Raw genomic sequence first — 19,066 nt, forward strand, 5'->3', positions numbered from 1 at the left:
TTCGGCAAGGAATCGACGCCCCATTTTCGGCGCCCCCGATTCGGACAGGGTTTGTGCGCGTCTCGTGCTGCAATTCCGCTTTCGAGACGGAGCGAAGAGGCCGACGATTCACCACTCGCTAAGCCTGTGAAGGCGGCGACGCGCCGAGCCGCGAAAAGACAGCATTTACGAAGCCTTCGCCATGATGATTGACGCTTCGGCAAGGAATCGACGCCCCATTTTCGGCGCCCCCGATTCGGACAGGGTTTGTGCGCGTCTCGTGCTGCAATTCCATTTTCGGGACGGCGGAAGCGGCGCCGCATTCACTTTTCGCTGAGCCTATCGACGCGACATGCCGCGCCTTGCGCACGCCGGCGACGCCGGACATCGGGGCGTCGCTCCGCGCCGCTTTCGAGGTCGCAAAATGACGCTTGCGCCGTCCCTTGGGTCATAGATTAGACCCGAGAAACAGGAGGGCTCGTCCAGTGAGAGAGTCGAAGCGCAAGGACGTGTTGCTGACCGCGGCGGAATGCGCGGAGCGCATCGGCGTCACCGTTCGCGGCCTCAGAACCTATGAGCAGCGCGGCCTGCTGACGCCGGCCCGCTCGGCGAAGGGCTGGCGGCTGTACGGCGAAAAGGAGATCGCCCGTCTCCACGAAGTGCTCGCTCTGAAGCGCTTCGGCCTCAGCCTCTCGCGCATCGCCGCGCTGCTCGAGGGGCGCGCGGTCGATCTCGATCGAACATTGGAAATGCAGCAGTCGGCGCTCGCCGAACAACGCCGGAGCATCGACGAGAAGCTGGCGCTCGTCGGCGCCGCCCGAACGAAGCTTTCCAAGGGCGGGACGCTCTCGCTCGACGAACTCATAACGCTCGCAAAGGAGACCACCATGACGCAGACATCGCTCGACCTGATCGCGCAGCGCCGCTACGAGCAGGCGCGCCCGCGCAAGACGACGCCCGTAAATCCAGAAATCTACGATCGCTACGTCGGCGCCTATCGCTTCGACGCGATCACGGGCGGGATAAAAGTCACACGCGTCGACGACCGGCTCTTCAGCCAAGTGACCGGACAGGCCGCCTATGAGATTTTTCCAGAAAGCGAGACCGAGTTCTTTCTGAAGATCGTCCCGGCTCAGCTCGTCTTTTCCATAGATAGCGACCAATCAGTGAATGCCCTGACGATCCACCAGAACGGCGTCGAGCTGGTCGCGCGGCGGATCGATGAAGCGGAGGCCGAGCGCACAGCGGAGGAGCTGACACGCAGAATCCATGATAATCGGCCGCAGCCGGACAGCGAAGAGGCGATCCGCCGAACGATCGACGAAGCCCGGCGCGGAGAGATCGACGCCGCGCGCATGACGGAGCCGCTCGCCACATTGGCGCGCGAGCGAGCGGAGGCGGTCGCGGAGGAGCTCTCGGCGAAAGGCGCGCTCGGGGAGATTCGCTTCGTCGGCGTCGGCGTGGACGGCTGGGACGTCTATCGCGCGCAATTCGAAAAAAGCGAGACCGAATGGCGCATCGACCTCGCCCCGGACGGCCGCGTCAGAGGTCTTTTCTTCCGCAACGCGCCCTGAGAGGCCCCCGAGCCGCGCCGCCAGGGCGGCGGCGCGGCCACGGCGACAGCGACTTGGTCGCGCGCCGCGACGCGGCGTTCACCATGATGATTGACGCTTCGGCAAGGAATCGGCGGCCGATTTTCGACGCCCCCGATTCGGACTGGTATTGTTCTCGTCTCGTGCCGCCGCTCTCACTTCGGGACGACGGAAACGGTCATCGGATTCACTTTCGGCTAAACCTATCGACGCGGCTTCCCGCGCATCGCGCATAGCGACGAGTGAAAATCGAGGACACGAAGTCTTCACCACACTTCTTGACGTTTCGGCAAAGAATCGGCCGCCGATTTTCGGCGCCCCCGATTCGAACGGGCTTTGTCCACCTCTCGTGCCATTCTTCCCGCTTCGGGACGACGCCGCGCGGCCGAAGATTCACGTCTCGCTAAGCAAAAAATCGGAGCCGGGGGCGGCGACCGCCTTCGATAGCGGTCAAACTACATTTCTTGTATGGTTTCCCGAAACGGCCTTCGATCCTCATAAACGCCGGATCGACGCGCAGCATTCGAACATGGGCGAGGAATTTGAAAATGGCTCTCGAAGGGTCGGATAAAAGCTATCGCAATCGCATCATCTTCGCGAGCCTCGTCGGCACGACGATCGAATTCTTCGATTTCTACATCTACGCCACCGCCGCCGTGTCGGTGTTTCCGCTCTTGTTCTTCCCCGCCGGCGCGGGCAGCGCGGCGCTGCTCGCCTCCATGGCGACATTCGGCGTCGCCTTTGTCGCGCGGCCGATCGGCTCCGTCCTCTTCGGCCATTTCGGCGATCGCGTCGGGCGCAAGGCGACGCTCGTCGGCTCGCTGCTGCTGATGGGCCTCGCCACTTTCGCCATCGGCCTTCTGCCGACCTATCATCAGATCGGCCTGTTCGCGCCGGTCCTGCTCACCATTTTCCGTTTCAGCCAGGGCGTCGGCCTCGGCGGCGAATGGTCCGGCGCGGCGCTGCTCGCCACCGAGACCGCCGACAAGGGCAAGCGCGCCTGGGCGGCGATGTGGCCGCAGCTCGGCGCGCCTTTCGGATTCATTCTCGCCAATGGATTCTTCCTGACGCTCACCATTCTCTTCGCCTTCGACTCGACGCGCGCGACGCCGGACGAGCATTTCCTCGCCTGGGGCTGGCGCCTGCCCTTTCTGCTCTCCATTCTGCTCGTCACGCTCGGCCTCTATGTGCGCTTGAAGCTGCATGAGACGCCGGTCTTCGCGCGCGCATTGGAGCGCGGCGAGAAATTGAAATCGCCGCTCGCCCATGTGTTCCGCAACAATGCGAAAGAGCTTCTGCTCGGCACTTTCATCATGGTCGCGACCTATGGTCTCTTCTATCTGATGACGACGTGGATTTTATCCTATGGCATAGGCAAAATCGCGCTCGGCAATCTCGGCATAGGCTATCGCGATTTTCTCGTGCTGCAGCTCATTTCGGTGCTGTTCTTCGCCGGCTTCATCCCCGTCTCTGGGCATCTCGCCGACAGGATCGGCCGCCGCAAGCTGCTGCTGATCGTGACGAGCGGCATCGTGCTGTTCGGCCTCTCCTTCCGCTTCTTCCTCTCCAAGGATCTCATCGGCACCGGCGAGAGCGCCAATCACGGGCTCATATTGGTTTTCCTCAGCATCGGAATGTCGCTGATGGGTCTCACCTTCGGGCCAATGTCGGCCATATTGCCGGAGCTTTTCCCCACCAACACGCGCTATACGGGCTCGGGCGTCTCCTATAATCTCGCGTCGATACTCGGCGCGGCGCTGACGCCCTTTGTGGCGACATGGATCGCGCAAAATTACGGAGCGGAATCGGTCGGCCTCTATCTCGCCGCGCTCGGCACCTCGACGATCATCGCGCTCCTCTTCACCAAGGAGACGAAGGCGACCGATCTCGACAGCATGATCGACGAGGCAATCGCCGAGAATATCGAGAAGACATCGCCGTAGAGCGAGATCATCTCCGAATGGAAATTGGATGAGCGACAGACGCCCCATCGCCAAGGACACGCGGGAGCGGCAGCGCGCCGCCTCCGACCCCGCGCAATCGGCCTGGGTCGCGGCCCATGCGGGCTCGGGCAAGACGCATGTTCTCTCGCAGCGCGTGGTGCGCCTGCTGCTCGCCGGCGCGCCGCCCTCGCGCATTCTCTGCCTCACTTACACAAAGGCCGCGGCCGCCAATATGGCGGCGCGCATTTTCGATATTCTCGCCGGCTGGGCGCTGCTCGACGATGAGGCGCTGACCGCCGCGATTCTCGCCACCGGCGCGCCGCAGCCCTCGCGCGCGGAGCTCGTCTTCGCGCGGCGCCTGTTCGCGCGCACGGTGGAGACGCCCGGCGGGCTGAAGATTCAGACGATCCACGCTTTTTGCGAAAGGATTCTGCATCTCTTTCCCTTCGAGGCCAATGTCGCGGCGTCCTTCCGCGTGCTCGATGATCTCGAGCGCGCCGAGCTTTTGGAGCGCGCGCGACGGCAGACGCTCGCCCGCGCCGTGCTGGACGAAGGCGAATTGCGCGCGGCGCTGGAAACCGTGTCGCGGCTCTGCTCCGGCGGCGGCTTCGACGAGCTGATCGCGGAATTGCTCTGCCATAGGGCGGCGCATCGCAATCTCTCGTCCGGCGATTATGCGGAACTGCTGCGCGAGCGCTTGGGGCTGCGCGAAGGCGAGACGCTCGAGGCGGTGGAGCGCGCGATTATCGAGGGCGGGATAGCGCCGCGCGATTGGGCAGGCGTCGCGCAAGCGCTGCGCGGCGGCGGCGCGAATGATGGAAAGCTCGCGACGCAATTGATGCTCGCCGCGGGGCTCATAGGCGCTCTTCCACAACACGCCGCTCGCGCCGAAGAATATCTCGCCGTCTTCTTCAAGAAGGACGGCGAGCCACGCGGGCTCGGCAAGCAGAAGATCATCTCCGCCGCTTTGCAAAAGCAGCAGCCGGCGTTGCTGGCGCGGCTCGAGGAGGAGCGCGATCGGCTCGTCGCGCTGGTGGAAAAGCGCAAGGCCGCGGCGGCCTTCGATCGCTCCATGGCGCTGGCGCGGATCGGCGACGCCATTCTCTCCGCCTATGAGCGGATGAAGAGCAATCGCGGCCTCTTCGATTTCGACGATCTCATCGAGCGCACGCGCCGGCTGTTTCAAAGCTCGAGCCCGTCCTGGGTGCTCTACAAGCTCGATTCGCGCATCGATCATATTCTCGTCGACGAGGCGCAGGACACGAGCGCGGCGCAATGGGACATATTGGCCGCGCTCGCCGATGAATTTTGCGCCGGCGCCGGCGCCACGCGGCGCATCCGCACCTTTTTCGCCGTGGGCGACGAGAAGCAGTCGATCTTCTCCTTTCAAGGCGCCGCGCCGGAGAAATTCGACGCCATGCGCCGCGATTTCGAGCGCCGTTTCCGCGACGCCGAGCTCCGCTTCGAGCCTGTGCGGCTGACGCGCTCCTTCCGCTCCTCGCCGCAAGTGCTCGGCGCGGTGGATATCGTCTTCTCGGTCGAGGAGAACAGGCGCGGTCTCGCGGCGGATCGCGAGGAGCCCGCGCCTGTGCATGAGGCGTGGAAAAGCGACGTGTCCGGCCTCGTCGAAATATGGGAGCCGGAATCGTCCCAGGGCGCGGAGACGCCGGAGGATTGGCGCCTGCCGCTCGATTATGTGAACGAGGCCGGCCCGCCGGCTCGGCTCGCGCGAAAGATCGCGCGCAAGGTGAAGGCCCTGCTCGCGCCGCAGAATGGCGAATGCGTCGAGGACAGAGGCGCGATGCGCCCCGTGCGGCCCGGCGATGTGATGATATTGGTGCGCAAGCGCGACGCTTTTTTCGAAGGCGTCATTCGCGCGCTGAAGGCGGAGGCGATTCCCGTCGCCGGCGCCGATCGTCTCGATCTCTCCGGCCATATTGCGGTGATGGACCTCGTCGCGCTCGGCCGCGTCGCGCTGCTGCGCGAGGACGATCTCACCTTGGCGACGCTGCTGAAATCGCCGCTCTTCGGCTTCACCGATGATGATCTCATCGCCCTCGCGCCAAAGCGCGAAGGCGCGCTCATCGACGCGCTCGCCGCCTCGCCGGAGCCGGCGCATAGAGAGGCGGCGGCGCGCGTCGAAGCTTGGGCGCGTGAGGCGCGCACGCGCGCGCCTTTCGATTTCTACAGCCATATTCTCAGCGCCGGCGGCGGGCGCGAGAGACTGGTCGGGCGGCTCGGCCAGGAGGCCAATGACGCGATCGACGAATTTTTGCGCCTCGCGCTCACCTTCGAGCGCGAGCAGGCGCAGGGCCTCGCCGGATTTTTGGCGAGCGTCGAGAGCCTGCAGCTCTCCGTCAAGCGCGACATGGAGGCGGCCGGCGACGCCGTGCGCGTGATGACCGTGCACGCCTCCAAGGGTCTGGAGGCGAAGATCGTCTTTCTGCCGGATACATGCGGCGGCCCCTCCGGCCGGCACGACCCGAAGATATTCCGGCTCGGCGAGGAGGATGGCGCGACGCTGGTCTGGTCCGGCGCTATGGCCGCCGATCCGCCCGCCGTCGCCGACGCCCGCGAGGCGCTGCGCGAGGCGGCGCGAGAGGAGCATCGCAGGCTGCTCTATGTGGCGCTGACGCGCGCCGAGGAGCGGCTCTATGTCGGCGGCTTCCATGGGCCGGCGGGGCGCGGCGCCGGCTGCTGGTACGACGCGATCCGCAACGCGCTCGAGCCCGCCTGCGACAGCGCGCCGGACCCGCTGGACGAGACGAAGCAGATTTTGCGCTATGGCGTCACGGCGCATGGCGCGACGGCGGCGAACGAGACGCGAGAGGCCGCGGCGACCATGGTCCCGCTTTATGCGCGCACGCCGGCGCCGGAGGAGCGCGCGCCGGCCCCGCCCTTGCGACCGGCGACGGCGCTGGCGGCGGCCGATCCTTTCGCCGGCGAGGAGACCGCAGCGCCGACGCGGCGCGACCGCGAGCGTCTGCTGGTCGGCCGGCTCACCCATGCGCTGCTGCAACGCCTGCCGGACACGCCGCCGGAGCGGCGCGTCGAGGCGGCGCTGCGCTTTCTAGAGCTGCGCGCCGCCCCGCTCGACGCCGCGCAGCGCCAGGGGCTCGTCGCCGCTGTGCTCGCGGTGATCGACCACGCCTCGCTCGCGCCTTTGTTCGGGCCTGGCTCGGCGCCGGAGGTGGAGATCGTCGCGAAGCTCGACAGCCCGCGCGGCGAGATCGCCATTTGCGGCCGCATCGACCGGCTCGCCGAGACGGAAACCGACGTCATCGTCGCCGATTTCAAGACCGGCGCGCCGCGCCATCCGGCGACGCCCGCGCAATTGCGCCAGCTCGCCGTCTATCGCGCCGCGGCGCGGCGGCTCTATCCGCACAAAAATGTGCGCTGCGCGCTGATCTTCACGCAGAGCGCGACGATAGAGGAGCCGGAACCCGAGGCGCTGGACGCCGCGCTGGAGGAGATTTTGCGGGAGGTTTGAGACGAGGGAAAAGCCGGACGCGCTTTCGCCGCGATTTCACGCTAGCTTTCGTCACAATTGTCGACGCGCGCATTGGGACGATAGACCATGGAGATCGACCGCGGGGACCGCATCGCCCCGCCGCCTTCGCCGGAAAGGAGCCGCGTCTGGATCGGCGCGCTGGTCGCGATTTCCGCGGCGCTCGGGCTCGCTGTCGTCATCGCGCCCGAGCTCGGCGATTTTCTGCGCCGCGAGGCCTATGCGGCGGCGGAAGCCGTCGGCGCGCCGACCCCCGCCGACGAATATGCGCCGCTCTACGCCCGGCTGGAGATGGAGCCTTTGCGGGCGGGCCTCGTCGCCTCGCCCAAAATCTCCGCGCCGCTCGCCAAGCTTTTGCGCGAGCCCTGCGACAAGCGCGCGATCGCCGCTCTCGCCGAGGCGCTGATCGTCGAAGGCGAGGAGCGCGTCGCCGCGCGCGGCTACAGCGGCTTCGCCGCGGCCTGCCCGGACAGCGCGATCGAAAAGGGCCGCGCCGGCGAATTGTTCCTGCGCATAGGCGATGCGGAGGGCGCGCTGAAGATCGCCGACGCGCTGATCTCCGAGCAGCCGATCCAGCCGGATTTTCATTATCTGCGCGCGCGGACGCTGTTCGCGGCCAAGCGCTATGACGCGGCGATCGGCGAATATAAGACGGCGATCGAATTGTTCCACGATCGCGCCAAAGTGCATGAGCGATTATTCGTCGAGCTGGCCAACGCCTATGTCGCCGTGGGCAAGCCCTGCGACGCCGCCTTCACGCTGTTTTCCTGGATCGCGCTCGATCCCACGCGGCGCGGCACGCCGGGCGCGCGCAAGCGCGTCGAGGAATATGGCGCGCTCGGCTGCCGCAATCTGCCCGCCTTCGACGAGCCGAAGGGGTTGTGAAGGCTGCGTTCTTTTTGGGCTACCCCTCCCTAAAAGGACGAATAGGGACACGGCCCCATATAAATCCCATTTTGGCCAATAAGCCGTAGACACGTCGCGCGAGTCGCAGTATCTATCTCCCGTAGCGTCCCCGGTGGGCGGACGGCGTCTCTGGGGATGCGAGGGCGCAATGAGTGCGGAAAATGCAGACGCGGACACGCTACATCCCGAAGGCAAGCATAAGCGCACTCGCGAAGTCAGTTCGATTGGCTTTCCTTACGGAGACCTCGAAGATGCCCTTGAAGTCGCTACTGCCTTGCTGGAGCAGGGCGGCGTGCCCTGCGAGCCAGATCAACTCGCGGGGGCGATGAAGCAAGCATCCGCGAGCGGCAGCTTCCGACAGAAAATAGCTACAGCTCGGATGTTCGGGATTATTGAGACAATTCAAAATAAATATCAACTCACGCAACTTGGTTTCGCAATAACCGACGCAAGCCGATCGAAAGCTGCGAAAGCAGACGCCTTCCTGACGGTGCCACTGTATCGAAAGGCTTACGACACCTATCGCAATCAACAACTTCCTCCTCGTCCGCTAGGGCTTGAAAGAGCATTTATCGGCTTCGGCGTCTCTCATAAGCAAGCCGACAAGGCCCGCATTGCATTTGACGCCTCGGCGCAGTTTGCTGGTTTTTTTGAGCTTGGCGGTCGCGATCGTCTGATTCGACCTTCGGTCGGCTCCGTTGTCCCTAACGGCAACGGCTCGTCCGAGACGCCGCCCATTAACGACATTAGTCACGCTCCTGAACGTGAGAAACAGAGCCATGACAGTGGAGGCGGAGGCAGTAACTATCATCCTTTCGTTGAAGGTCTTTTGAAGACACTCCCGAGGACAGGTGATACCTGGCCGGTAAAAGACCGGGTGAAATGGCTTAAATTAGCTGCGAATGCGTTCGATCTCATCTACGAGAGCGATGGCGGAGAGATAGAAATCAAAACAAAAGCGGCCAGCGAAACGCCGGCCGCTTAAGAGCTTCATCGCGCGCGTGAGAACTGTGGAAGGGGACCACGCCGCGCAGTTTCGAGGGGAAAGGAGTTGCCCGATGTGGTTCATCGGCCCGACATTAGCCGAATAGGCCTGCAAAGGCCTAACAGCGCCCATTCCCATCAAAAGTGGCAGGCCCGAACCGCTTTTAGGTGGTCAGGACAGCGCACTTTAGTGACACTGTAAGATCGCATGTCGTGCCACCGTTTTCAAGGGTATCCCTGATACGGAGCCGGTAATGGAACCGCGCGTCCCTGTTAGGGCCTATGACCGCACGCGAGATGGCCGCCTCGAACACGTTCGAGCCCATTCTCGCGGCTGGCCTCGGCCTAAGCAGTTGAGACTCCCACTATAGCGATTTGGATCGAGGACGGTCGCGCCCTCGATTTTTCACAGCTTGCCGACGACGACGAGGCGCTTGATCTCGCCGCGCTCGAAAGCGCGCAGGAAGGCGGCGTAATTCTTGAACGACACGCAGCCATTGGAGTCGCCGCGCGGGCCGAGCATGTAAGTATGCGCGAGCAGGCCGGCGCGGCCGAAGATCGCGCCCTCGCCGCCGACCGGCGTCAAGCGGATCGCGCGCACGCCATGGAACAGGCTCTCGCGGAAGGTGAGATCGTAAGTATGCGGCGGCGTGACGCCGCGCATGCGCACATGGGCGAAGCGCGGATCGTCGAATTTGTCGCCGAGGCCCGAATGCGCCTCGAGACGCGTGCCGTCCGGCAGATAGACCGTATGCGCGCTGATGTCGTAGACGGCGGTCTGATTGTCATAGGCCGTCGTCGGATTGCCGCGCGTCGCATTGCGCAGACCGTCGAAGAGCCCCATCTCCGGCGCCGCATAGGCGAGCGCCTTGCCGGTGGGCTGCAGCGGGCCGAAGACTTTCTCGAAGAAGGAGGGGCTGCTCTCCTCTTCCGCGGACGGCGCGGAGGCGGTCTTTCGCGCGCTGCGAATGGTCGGCAGATGGACGCGCAGGCCGAATTCGGAGGGGCGCGGCGGCGGCAGCGGCGCGCTGTCTTCTTCCTCTTCCGCGACCTGCTGCTCGAGACCCGCGTCCTTGCGGGCGGGCGGCGTCGGCGCGGCCACGGGCGCCAGCGGAGGCGTCGGCAGGGATTTCGGCGCCTCGAGCGCGGCGACGACCGTCTTGGGCGCCGCATGGGAGCGCAGATCGCCGACCAGCACGCCGAAGGGAATGGAGAAGGACGGCGACTCGATCGAGGCCGTCGTCTCCTCGGGGCTGTCTATCGTGAGCGCGGCAGCTGCGGGCGGCTCGGGCTTCTGCTCGGCGCTGCGCATCGCGAGACCCGCCAGACCGCCCACGGTGAGGGCGCCGGCGAGAAAAAGAGTCGAGAGCAGAATGCGGCGAGAGATTTCACGGCGAGGCAATGAATTGGAAGAGCATCGTTCACCGGGATTCTTACGCATCCACCCCCACTTTCGGAAGGACTTCCGTTACGCACACTGTCGAAGCGTCTCCATGAGCGAGCCGCTCGACTACGCCACACGCGCCCGGAACGAAGCTTCTTCTCTCCGATCCCGAGCATTGTTCGAGAAACTGAAGTTACAATTTGGCGGTTTTTTGTCCGCGCTACGTAGCTTCAGCGTAAGTATTCGCAAGCTCGACTTCTCGAACCTTGCGGTTCGACCAACGCGAGCTTCACTGACCATGGAGGTGAATTACGCCGCAATATAGTAAACATTTTCGTAAATCCTTCGCATAATCTCGGCGGCCGGAATGCGACGCAGGGACGCGTGCGCCGGGCGCGCTTTCCCTCTATAGTCTCGGCGACAAAGGGAGCTTCGCATGAGCGGAGACATCGCCAATTCGCATTTGGACCGCGTGCGCTCGGTGGTCGCGGACGAGACCGCGCCGGCGCGCTCGGCGGTCGCCGCCTCCTGGCGCCGCTGCGTCACGCTGCATAAGCTCGATCCGGCGGCGAGCCTCGCGCCCGCCATTCTCACCGCCGCGGAATTGCGCGAGTCGCGCGAGGGGCTGGAGCCGCTGGCGCGCGTCGCGCAGAGCGTGATGGAGCGGCTCTCGGCCGCCATCGGCGATCTCGGCTGCTGCGTTCTTCTGGCCGATGCGCGCGGCGTTCCGCTGGAGCGCCGCGGCGCCCCGGCGGACGCCGAGATTTTCGACCGGCGCGGATTGCGGACCGGCGCGCGATGGAGCGAGGCGCATCAGGGCACCAACGCCATCGGCGCCTGCATCGTCGAGGAGCGCGCGCTGACGATCCATCGCGACCAGCATTTTCATGCCCAGAACACCGGGCTGAGCTGCACGGCCGCGCCGATCTTCGATCATTTGGGACGGCTGGCGGCGGCGCTCGACGTCTCCTCCTGCCGCGAGACGCTGGCCGACGGGCTGACCAATCTACTCTCCGTCGCCGTCGTCGACGCCGCGCGCACGATAGAGGCGCTGAACTTCCGCCGCGCTTTCGCCGAGGCGCGCATCATGCTCTCGCCGCAGGCCGATCGAAACTCGGCCTCGCTGATCGCCGTCGACCGTCACGATCTCGTCATCGGCGCGACGCGCGCGGCGCGGCTCGAGCTCGGCGTCACCGATGCGCGCATAGCGGCGCAGCTGGCGGCCGCCGATCTGCTGAGCGGCGCCGGCGAGACCGAGATGCAGAACGGAGAGCCGCAGCGAAGCGAGCTGGAAGACGCCGAGCGCGGCGCCATTCGCCGCGCCCTCGCCCGCGCCAATGGCAATGTGACCGCCGCCGCGCGCCTGCTCGGCGTCAGCCGCGCCACTCTGCATCGCAAGCTCGGCCGGCTCGGATTGTCGCAGGGACATTAGAAACCGCCGCAGGTGTCGCAAATTTGCGACACCTCTCGCTCCGTCATGCGTTCCCCCTCTGGCGCCGCCGACCGCTCGGGCGGATGATCTCCCCCGACGCCGCAAAGGCGCAGAGACACTAAAGGGGAAACGTCATGACGAGGCCCGAATTCCTCCGCTCCACGACGCCGAAGTTCGAGGCGCGCTACGAGAATTTCATCGGCGGCCGCTGGATCGCTCCGCGCGCCGGCCGCTATTTCGAGAATGTGACTCCGGTCAATGGACAGATTCTCTGCGAGGTCCCGCGCTCCGACGCGACCGACATAGAGCTCGCGCTCGACGCCGCCCATGCCGCCAAGGACGCATGGGGCCGCGCCAGCGTCGGCGAGCGCGCGCGCGTTCTCCTCGCCGTCGCCGATCGCATGGAGCAAAATCTCGCAGCGCTGGCGGAAGCCGAGAGCTGGGACAATGGCAAGCCGATCCGCGAGACGACGGCCGCCGACATTCCGCTCGCCATCGATCATTTCCGCTATTTCGCCTCGGCGATCCGCGCGCAGGAAGGCGGCGTATCGGAAATCGACCATGATACGGTCGCCTATCATTTCCACGAGCCGCTCGGCGTCGTCGGCCAGATCATCCCGTGGAACTTCCCGCTGCTGATGGCGGCGTGGAAGCTCGCTCCCGCGATCGCGGCGGGCAATTGCGTGGTGCTGAAACCGGCCGAGCAGACGCCCGCCTCCATACTCGTATGGGCGAAGATCGTCGGCGATCTGCTGCCGGCCGGCGTCGTCAATATCGTCAATGGATTCGGCCTAGAGGCCGGCAAGCCGCTCGCCTCCTCGCCGCGCATCGCCAAGATCGCCTTCACCGGCGAGACCAGCACGGGACGGCTGATCGGCGAATATGCCGCGCGCAATCTCATCCCCACGACATTGGAGCTGGGCGGCAAATCGCCGAACATCTTCTTCGCCGATGTGGCGGCGGAGGACGACGCTTTCCTCGACAAGGCGCTCGAGGGCTTCGCCATGTTCGCGCTCAATCAGGGCGAGGTCTGCACCTGCCCGAGCCGCGCTCTGGTGCACCGAAGCATCTATGACAAATTCATCGAGAAGGCGGTGAAGCGCGTCGGCGCCATCGTGCAGGGCGACCCGCTCGACGCCAAGACGATGATCGGCGCGCAGGCCTCCAAGGAGCAGATGGAGAAGATCCTCGGCTATATCGACATCGGCCAGAAGGAAGGCGCGGACATATTGATCGGTGGCGGACGCGCCGAGCTCGGCGGCGATCTTTCCGGCGGCTATTATGTGAAGCCCACAGTGCTCGCCGGCAATAATAAGATGCGCGTGTTCCAGGAGGAGATCTTCGGACCCGTCGTGTCGGTGACGGTGTTCGACACGGATGAAGAGGCGGTGGCGATCGCCAATGACACCATCTTCGGCCTCGGCGCCGGCGTGTGGACGCGCGACATCAACCGCGCCTATCGCGTCGGCCGCGCCGTGCAGGCGGGACGCGTGTGGACCAATTGCTATCACGCCTATCCGGCGCATGCGGCCTTCGGCGGCTACAAGCAGTCCGGCATCGGCCGCGAGAATCATCGCATGATGCTCGATCACTACCAGCAGACGAAGAATCTGCTGGTCAGCTATAGCCCGGACAAGCTCGGCTTCTTCTGAGCGTCCGGCCGGGGCGGCCGTTTCCCTCCCTGCGGTCGCCCCGCTCCCTTTCCTCGAAAAAATCACTAGTGCATTGTCAATTGCGGCGACGAGCGCTCGAGCGAGAGGACAGATTTTCTGTTTGCGAATATTTGATTGTACGTCGCAGCCAGAACCTCACACGGGATAAATCGGCGAAGTCGACCGCTTTTGCAATTGACGCGAATTCGCTTGCGGTATCCTCCAGCATCTTCACTGGAGTGATTCATGCTCACCGACAGCCGCGAGATCATCCGTCGTCTGGAACGCGAAGGCTGGCTGCTCGTCCGCTCCAAGGGCTCGCATCGGCAATACAAGCATCCGTACATCGTCGGACGCGTCACCGTCGCTCATCCGAAGAAGAATATTCCGCCGAAGACCGCCTCCGACATTTATCGTCAGGCCGGCTGGCCGAAGGACTGATTATTCCGCCGCGCGCGAGAGCCTGTCCCAAGGGGCTTCGATGGCGATGATGAAGGCGGCTCCTTCGAAGCTCTCCGCCCATTCTGGATCGTCTCTCAATTTCGACAGCTCGCGCGGCTCGGGGATCGGCGCGCCGTCCTCGCGCATGCCGTCCGCCCAAAGCTCCAGCGCCTCGGTCGCCATGACGAAGAGATCGTCGAGCTCGTCGGCCGCCGAGAAGCAGCCTGGCGCGTCGGGAAAGCTCACGCCATAGGCGCTGCCCTCTTCCTGATGGACGATCGCGATATAGGGTTTCATGGTCGGCCTGCTTTCGAAATCGTCGACAATATAGCTCATACGCCGGATTTGGCCACGCCCTTGCGACGCCAGCAGGGTCTTGACCGCGCCTCCAGCGCGACTTAACAGCCTGACGCGAGGGGGAGGCTCGGATCGAGCATATCGGGCGCGCCGGCCCGCTCCGTCCGCCGTTGCGAGGACGGAAATGAGACGCTGGCTCCTGCTCGTCCTGCTGATTCCCGTCACGCTCGGCCTGTGGCGGATGCGCGGCGACGCCTATGGCTCCGGCGCCTTCCTCGGCTATGTCGAGGGCGAGCTTCTCTATATCGGCCCGGTGGAGGGCGAGCGTCTCGCCCGGCTCGACGTCGAGGCCGGCAAGGAGGTCGCGGAAGGCGAGGCTCTCTTCTCCATGGCCACGCCGGTGCTGGACCGCCAACGCGCGGAAGCCGCCGCGCGGCTGGCGCAAATGCAGGCGCAGCTCGAGAATCTGCGCGCCTCCATGAACCGTCCACAGCAGATCGCCGTGCTGCAAGCGGCCGTCGAGGCCGCGCGCGCCTCGGCCACGCTCTCGGCCGCCGAATATGAGCGCAAGCGCATTCTCTATTCGCATGGCAATGCGCCGAAATCGGCGCTCGATCAGGCGGTGATGGCGCGTGATCGCGACAAGGCCGCGCTCGCGGAGGCGGAGCGCCAGATCGAGGTCGCGCGCCTGCCGAGCCGCAATCAGGAGATCGACGCCGCGCAATCGGCGATCGTCATGGCGCGCGCGCAGATCGAGCAGCTCGACACGCGCATCGGTCGGCAAAAGGTCGTCGCGCCGGCGGCGGGCGTGGTGCAGGATATTTTCTTCCGCGCCGGGGAGATGATCGCCGCCGGCCAGCCGGCGCTCTCTCTGCTGCCGCCGCAAAATCGCAAGGTGCGCTTCTATGTTCCGCAGGAGCGGCTCGCCGCGGCGAAGCTCGGCGCCAGCGTCGCCGTCGAATGCGACGGCTGCGAGAAGGGGCTTTCCGGCCGCATCAGCTTCATCGCGCAGCGGGAGGAATATACGCCGCCGGTGATCTTCAGCGATCAGGAGCGCGCCAAGCTCGTCTTCAAGGCGGAGGCGCGACTCGAGGACAGAGCGCTGCTGCTGCCGCTCGGCATTCCGGTGCGCGTGCGCCTTTCCGCCGAGAGCGCGTCGCCGTGAGCGGCGTCGAGATCGCCATCGAGGCCGAGGGGCTCACCAAATCCTTCGGCGCCCGCAAGGTGGTCGACAATCTCACCATGCGCGTCGAGCGCGGCCGCATCCATGGATTTCTCGGCCCAAATGGCAGCGGCAAGACGACCACGATCCGCATGCTCTGCGGATTGCTGACGCCCGATTCCGGCCGCGGCTCCTGCCTCGGCTACGACATTCGCACGCAGCAGAACGAGATCAAGCGCCGGGTCGGCTATATGACGCAGCGCTTCTCGCTCTACGCCGATCTCTCGATCCGCGAGAATCTCGAATTCGTCGCGCGCATCTACGGCCTCGCGCGGCCCGTGGAGGCGGCGCGGGAGGCGCTCATTCGCTTAGGGTTGGACAAGCGCGCCGAGCAGCTCGCCGGCGAGCTTTCCGGCGGCTGGAAGCAGCGCTTGGCGCTCGCCGCCTGCATATTGCCCGGCCCTGCGCTGCTCCTGCTCGACGAGCCGACGGCGGGCGTCGATCCCAAGGCGCGGCGCGATTTCTGGGACGAGATTCATTCGCTCGCCGCGCAAGGCCTCACCGTGCTCGTCTCCACCCATTACATGGACGAGGCGGAACGCTGTCACGAGATCGCCTATATCGCCGACGGCCGCCTTTTGGCGCAGGGGACGATCGCCGAGATCGTCGCCCGCTCCGGCCTCTCCACTTACGTCGTGACCGGCCCCGATCTCGGCGCGCTCGCCGCGCGGCTGAAGGCGACCGAGGGCGTCGACATGGTCGCGCCCTTCGGCATGGCGCTGCATGTCGCCGGCCGGGACGCCGCGCGCCTCGCGGAGATCGTGCGCGCGTTCAGCGAGAATGCGCCGCAGCAATGGATGCGCGGCGAGCCTTCGCTCGAGGATGTGTTCATCGACCTCATGACGCATAGAGAGGCGCGCGCATGAGCGTCCCGCCGAACATGCGCGCCGCGCTCGGGCGCCTCTATGCGATGTTCGTGAAGGAGCTGATTCAGCTGCGTCGCGATCGCGTGACGCTGGCCATGATCGTCGGCATTCCGCTCATTCAGCTCTTGCTGTTCGGCTACGCCATCAACGCCGATCCAAAGCATCTCGCCACAGCGCTGCTGGTGCAGGACGACGGGCCGCTGGCGCGCTCCTTCGTCGCAGCGCTCCGCACGACCGATTATTTCGACATCATCGCCGCGGCGACGGACGAGAGCGACGCCGAGAAGCTGATCCTCTCCAATCGCGTGCAGTTCGTCATAGAGGTGCCGCCCGATTTCGGCCGGCGCGTCATTCGCGGCGAGCGGCCTCCCGTGCTCGTCGTCGCCGACGCCACCGATCCCACGGCGACCGGCGGCGCCGTCTCCGCCGTGACGGCCGCGGCCGCGAGCGCGCTGGACCGCGAGCTGACCGGCCCGCTCGCCCATCTCGCGCAAGGATCGCCGCCTTTCGAGGTGCGCGTGCATCGCCGCTACAATGCGGCTGGCGAGACACGCCGAAACATCGTGCCCGGACTCGTCGGCACGATTCTCACAATGACCATGCTGATCTACACCGCGCTGTCGGTGACGCGCGAGATCGAGCGCGGCACGATGGAGGCGCTGCTCGCAATGCCGGTGCGGCCGACCGAGATCATGCTCGGCAAGATCGCGCCTTATGTCGTGGTCGGCGGCGTGCAGATGGGCATCATCCTCATCGTCGCGACGCTATTGTTCGGCGTGCCGATCGTCGGCTCGCTGCTCGCGCTGGCGCCGCTGACGCTCTTGTTCATCACCGCCAATCTCTCTGTCGGCTACACATTCTCGACGATCGCCGTCAATCAATTGCAGGCGATCCAGATGACCTTCTTCTTCTTCCTGCCCAATATGCTGCTCTCGGGCTTCTTCTTTCCCTTCCGCGGCATGCCGCAATGGGCGCAATATGTCGGCGAGGCGCTGCCGCTCACCCATTATCTGCGCATCGTGCGCTCGATCATGCTGAAAGGCTCGAGCTTCGGCGATCTGACCAGCGATACGCTCGCGCTCGGCGTCTTCACTCTGGCGGCGATGGGCGTCGCGGTGATGCGCTTCCGCCAGACTTTGGACTGATACGGCTTCGCTGATTGGTTCGCAAAGGGCGACCATGAACGCTTTTAGTCGCAACATGCTGCTCGCGCTCGGCGTCGCAGGCTTCGGCTATTTTCTGTGGTCGCTCTTCGTCGCCAGCCGCTATCAGGCGCTTTGCGAAATCTCCTATTGGTCCGCGACCGAGGCGCAATTGCGCGCTTGCGACGAGATGCGCTCCTCCCTGCCGAGAAATTGACGAGGCCGCGCCGCGCGCGCATTGCGGAACATGGAATGAACGCCTCACTCTACGCCCTTGCTTCCTTCGCGCTGCTGCTCGCTCCGCACGCCCTCGCCTCGGAAATTCATCTCGATTGCGGGCGCACGAATCGGACGGTCGCGATCGACATCGACACCGGCCGGCGCTTCGTGCAGCTCATTTGGGAGGACGGCGTCGCCGAGGAATATCGCGACGGCGATTCCTATGTCTCCGGCGCGAGCGGCTCCAGCGAGACGCAAAAGGTCACTTATGCGGTCAGCGTCGACAAGGATGCGGTGAGCTTCGGCCAGGACCGCGTCTGCGTCGCCGCGAATGGCAAATGCCACGACCAGCATGTTCGCAACCTGCTCGACATAGCCGCCGGCACGCTGAAATATGACGATGGCGGCGTCATCGCCGTGATGAAATGCGCGCCCGCGCCGCCGGGCCGCCGATTCTGAGAGACGGCCGGCCCGACAAAACCATCGCAGAGCTCCACCTTGCGCCGAGGCGGCGCGGTCGCCTAAGAGAGCGCATCCCGATGCGCGGCTCTCGCGCGCGGCGTTCAATCGAAAAGAGGTTCGCGTGGCCGACGACGAAGACTATGTCTATGACGAAGCGAGCGGCGAATGGGTTCCGGCGTCGCAGCTCGCCGCGGCGGCGGCGCAGGCGAAAGTCGTGAAGGATTCGGCCGGCAATGCGCTCGCCGACGGCGACTCGGTCATCCTCATCAAGGATCTGAAGGTGAAGGGCGCCAATCAGACCTTGAAGCAGGGCACGGTGATCAAATCGATCCGCCTCACCGACGACCCCGAGGAGATCGACTGCCGGCACGACACCATCAAAGGATTGGTGCTGCGCACGGAATTCGTGAAGAAGCGCTGAGCCGGCCTCCCGGCTCGCTCGTCAATGCCCGTTGGCGTCATGGCTCTTGCCATGGCCGTTCGCGAGGCGCTCCGACAGAGCGAAGGCCAGCGTCGAGACGACGAACACCATGTGAATGCCGAGATAGAAATACAGCTCCCGGTCATTGGTGTGCGGCACGTCCATGAAGGCTTCGAGCAATTTGATCGCCGATATGGCGACGATGGTCGAGAGCAGCTTCAGCTTCAGCTCGGAGAAATCGATCGAGCCCATCCAGTCCGGCCAGCCGGGCTGGTTCTTCGTATCGACTCTGGAGACGAAATTCTCATAGACCGACAGCATGACCGTCACCACCAGCGCGCCGGTGAGCGTCATGTCGATGAGGTCCAGCACCAGCAGCGTCATGTCGGATTCGGCGGCGGTGAGGAGATGCGCCGTCGCCTCGTACAAGCGCACGGCCGCTTTATAGAGAAGCTCCAGCAGCCCCACCGCCAGCATGACGAAGAAGGGCGCGAGCATCCAGCGCGACAGGAACAGGAAGGATTCGAATAAGCGCTTCATCTTCGACTCGTTCTGTGGGGAGGCGACGGAGCCGTACACGAATTCGCCGCGCCGGCCAAGCTCGGGACCGGCGCGG

17 protein-coding genes are annotated in these 19,066 nt (G+C 65.0%); 14 read left to right on the forward strand and 3 right to left on the reverse strand.

What is annotated here, in order from left to right; all coding sequences use genetic code 11:
- Positions 1-464: 464 nt before the first annotated feature.
- From ACT53T_RS10020 to ACT53T_RS10040, 5 genes are all read left to right on the forward strand, one after another.
- Positions 465-1,553, forward strand: a complete 1,089-nt coding sequence (locus ACT53T_RS10020) for a MerR family transcriptional regulator (RefSeq protein WP_476161077.1) — start codon at positions 465-467, stop codon at positions 1,551-1,553.
- Positions 1,554-2,119: 566 nt separating this feature from the next.
- On the forward strand, positions 2,120-3,514 hold the full coding sequence (locus tag ACT53T_RS10025; RefSeq protein ID WP_476161078.1) for an MFS transporter: 1,395 nt from the start codon (positions 2,120-2,122) through the stop codon (positions 3,512-3,514).
- A 28-nt stretch (positions 3,515-3,542) separates the two neighbouring features.
- Entirely contained in the window at positions 3,543-7,004 is a 3,462-nt protein-coding gene (gene addA, locus ACT53T_RS10030) for a double-strand break repair helicase AddA (protein WP_476161079.1), read from the forward strand.
- Positions 7,005-7,091: 87 nt separating this feature from the next.
- On the forward strand, positions 7,092-7,907 hold the full coding sequence (locus tag ACT53T_RS10035; protein WP_476161080.1) for a tetratricopeptide repeat protein: 816 nt from the start codon (positions 7,092-7,094) through the stop codon (positions 7,905-7,907).
- 169 nt (positions 7,908-8,076) lie between these two features.
- Complete coding sequence (locus tag ACT53T_RS10040) at positions 8,077-8,913, forward strand: hypothetical protein (RefSeq protein ID WP_476161081.1); 837 nt, start codon at positions 8,077-8,079, stop codon at positions 8,911-8,913.
- 405 nt (positions 8,914-9,318) lie between these two features.
- Here ACT53T_RS10040 and ACT53T_RS10045 read toward each other — a convergent pair whose 3' ends face one another.
- The gene (locus tag ACT53T_RS10045; RefSeq protein ID WP_476161082.1) at positions 9,319-10,314 is read right to left on the reverse strand and encodes a DUF2778 domain-containing protein; all 996 of its coding nucleotides are present in this window, start codon (positions 10,312-10,314) and stop codon (positions 9,319-9,321) included.
- Positions 10,315-10,732: 418 nt separating this feature from the next.
- Between ACT53T_RS10045 and ACT53T_RS10050 the strand changes: the two genes are divergently transcribed.
- The 3 genes from ACT53T_RS10050 (at position 10,733) to ACT53T_RS10060 (ending at position 13,821) form a co-directional block, all read left to right on the forward strand.
- Entirely contained in the window at positions 10,733-11,728 is a 996-nt protein-coding gene (locus tag ACT53T_RS10050; RefSeq protein ID WP_476161083.1) for a helix-turn-helix domain-containing protein, read from the forward strand.
- Positions 11,729-11,862: 134 nt separating this feature from the next.
- The gene (gene adh, locus ACT53T_RS10055) at positions 11,863-13,380 is read left to right on the forward strand and encodes an aldehyde dehydrogenase (RefSeq protein WP_476161084.1); all 1,518 of its coding nucleotides are present in this window, start codon (positions 11,863-11,865) and stop codon (positions 13,378-13,380) included.
- A 246-nt stretch (positions 13,381-13,626) separates the two neighbouring features.
- Positions 13,627-13,821: a type II toxin-antitoxin system HicA family toxin gene (locus ACT53T_RS10060; protein ID WP_476161085.1), complete on the forward strand. Its 195-nt coding sequence runs from the start codon at positions 13,627-13,629 to the stop codon at positions 13,819-13,821.
- Here ACT53T_RS10060 and ACT53T_RS10065 read toward each other — a convergent pair whose 3' ends face one another.
- Positions 13,822-14,118, reverse strand: a complete 297-nt coding sequence (locus tag ACT53T_RS10065; RefSeq protein ID WP_018267862.1) for a type II toxin-antitoxin system HicB family antitoxin — start codon at positions 14,116-14,118, stop codon at positions 13,822-13,824.
- Between the two features lie 184 nt (positions 14,119-14,302).
- Between ACT53T_RS10065 and ACT53T_RS10070 the strand changes: the two genes are divergently transcribed.
- The 6 genes from ACT53T_RS10070 to ACT53T_RS10095 all read left to right on the forward strand — a co-directional run bounded on the left by ACT53T_RS10070 (position 14,303) and on the right by ACT53T_RS10095 (position 18,450).
- The gene (locus ACT53T_RS10070; RefSeq protein ID WP_476161086.1) at positions 14,303-15,283 is read left to right on the forward strand and encodes an HlyD family secretion protein; all 981 of its coding nucleotides are present in this window, start codon (positions 14,303-14,305) and stop codon (positions 15,281-15,283) included.
- Complete coding sequence (locus ACT53T_RS10075; RefSeq protein ID WP_476161087.1) at positions 15,280-16,206, forward strand: ABC transporter ATP-binding protein; 927 nt, start codon at positions 15,280-15,282, stop codon at positions 16,204-16,206. The genes ACT53T_RS10070 and ACT53T_RS10075 overlap by 4 nt, the downstream gene beginning before the upstream one ends.
- Positions 16,203-17,351, forward strand: a complete 1,149-nt coding sequence (locus tag ACT53T_RS10080) for an ABC transporter permease (protein WP_476161088.1) — start codon at positions 16,203-16,205, stop codon at positions 17,349-17,351. The genes ACT53T_RS10075 and ACT53T_RS10080 overlap by 4 nt, the downstream gene beginning before the upstream one ends.
- Before the next feature lie 34 nt (positions 17,352-17,385).
- The gene (locus ACT53T_RS10085; protein ID WP_157235254.1) at positions 17,386-17,565 is read left to right on the forward strand and encodes a hypothetical protein; all 180 of its coding nucleotides are present in this window, start codon (positions 17,386-17,388) and stop codon (positions 17,563-17,565) included.
- Positions 17,566-17,600: 35 nt separating this feature from the next.
- Positions 17,601-18,026 (forward strand): hypothetical protein, encoded by a 426-nt coding sequence (locus ACT53T_RS10090; protein WP_018267856.1) that lies wholly within the window; start codon positions 17,601-17,603, stop codon positions 18,024-18,026.
- Positions 18,027-18,150: 124 nt separating this feature from the next.
- Positions 18,151-18,450, forward strand: coding sequence for a zinc ribbon domain-containing protein YjdM (locus tag ACT53T_RS10095; protein ID WP_400765905.1), 300 nt, complete (start codon positions 18,151-18,153; stop codon positions 18,448-18,450).
- A gap of 21 nt (positions 18,451-18,471) precedes the next feature.
- On the opposite strand, the gene ACT53T_RS10100 is transcribed toward ACT53T_RS10095, so the two are convergent.
- The gene (locus ACT53T_RS10100) at positions 18,472-18,990 is read right to left on the reverse strand and encodes a TIGR00645 family protein (RefSeq protein WP_400765904.1); all 519 of its coding nucleotides are present in this window, start codon (positions 18,988-18,990) and stop codon (positions 18,472-18,474) included.
- Positions 18,991-19,066 lie beyond the last annotated feature (76 nt).

It is taken from the genome of Methylosinus sp. DMC45 (assembly GCF_056313885.1).

Excerpts from the sequence above, each read along its gene's own strand:
- ACT53T_RS10025 (WP_476161078.1), top strand. The coding sequence starts at position 2,120 with ATGGCTCTCGAAGGGTCGGATAAAAGCTATCGCAATCGCATCATCTTC.
- addA (WP_476161079.1), top strand. The coding sequence starts at position 3,543 with ATGAGCGACAGACGCCCCATCGCCAAGGACACGCGGGAGCGGCAGCGC.
- ACT53T_RS10035 (WP_476161080.1), top strand. The coding sequence starts at position 7,092 with ATGGAGATCGACCGCGGGGACCGCATCGCCCCGCCGCCTTCGCCGGAA.
- ACT53T_RS10040 (WP_476161081.1), top strand. The coding sequence starts at position 8,077 with ATGAGTGCGGAAAATGCAGACGCGGACACGCTACATCCCGAAGGCAAG.
- ACT53T_RS10050 (WP_476161083.1), top strand. The coding sequence starts at position 10,733 with ATGAGCGGAGACATCGCCAATTCGCATTTGGACCGCGTGCGCTCGGTG.
- adh (WP_476161084.1), top strand. The coding sequence starts at position 11,863 with ATGACGAGGCCCGAATTCCTCCGCTCCACGACGCCGAAGTTCGAGGCG.
- ACT53T_RS10060 (WP_476161085.1), top strand. The coding sequence starts at position 13,627 with ATGCTCACCGACAGCCGCGAGATCATCCGTCGTCTGGAACGCGAAGGC.
- ACT53T_RS10065 (WP_018267862.1), bottom strand. The coding sequence starts at position 14,118 with ATGAAACCCTATATCGCGATCGTCCATCAGGAAGAGGGCAGCGCCTAT.
- ACT53T_RS10070 (WP_476161086.1), top strand. The coding sequence starts at position 14,303 with ATGAGACGCTGGCTCCTGCTCGTCCTGCTGATTCCCGTCACGCTCGGC.
- ACT53T_RS10080 (WP_476161088.1), top strand. The coding sequence starts at position 16,203 with ATGAGCGTCCCGCCGAACATGCGCGCCGCGCTCGGGCGCCTCTATGCG.
- ACT53T_RS10085 (WP_157235254.1), top strand. The coding sequence starts at position 17,386 with ATGAACGCTTTTAGTCGCAACATGCTGCTCGCGCTCGGCGTCGCAGGC.
- ACT53T_RS10090 (WP_018267856.1), top strand. The coding sequence starts at position 17,601 with ATGAACGCCTCACTCTACGCCCTTGCTTCCTTCGCGCTGCTGCTCGCT.
- ACT53T_RS10100 (WP_400765904.1), bottom strand. The coding sequence starts at position 18,990 with ATGAAGCGCTTATTCGAATCCTTCCTGTTCCTGTCGCGCTGGATGCTC.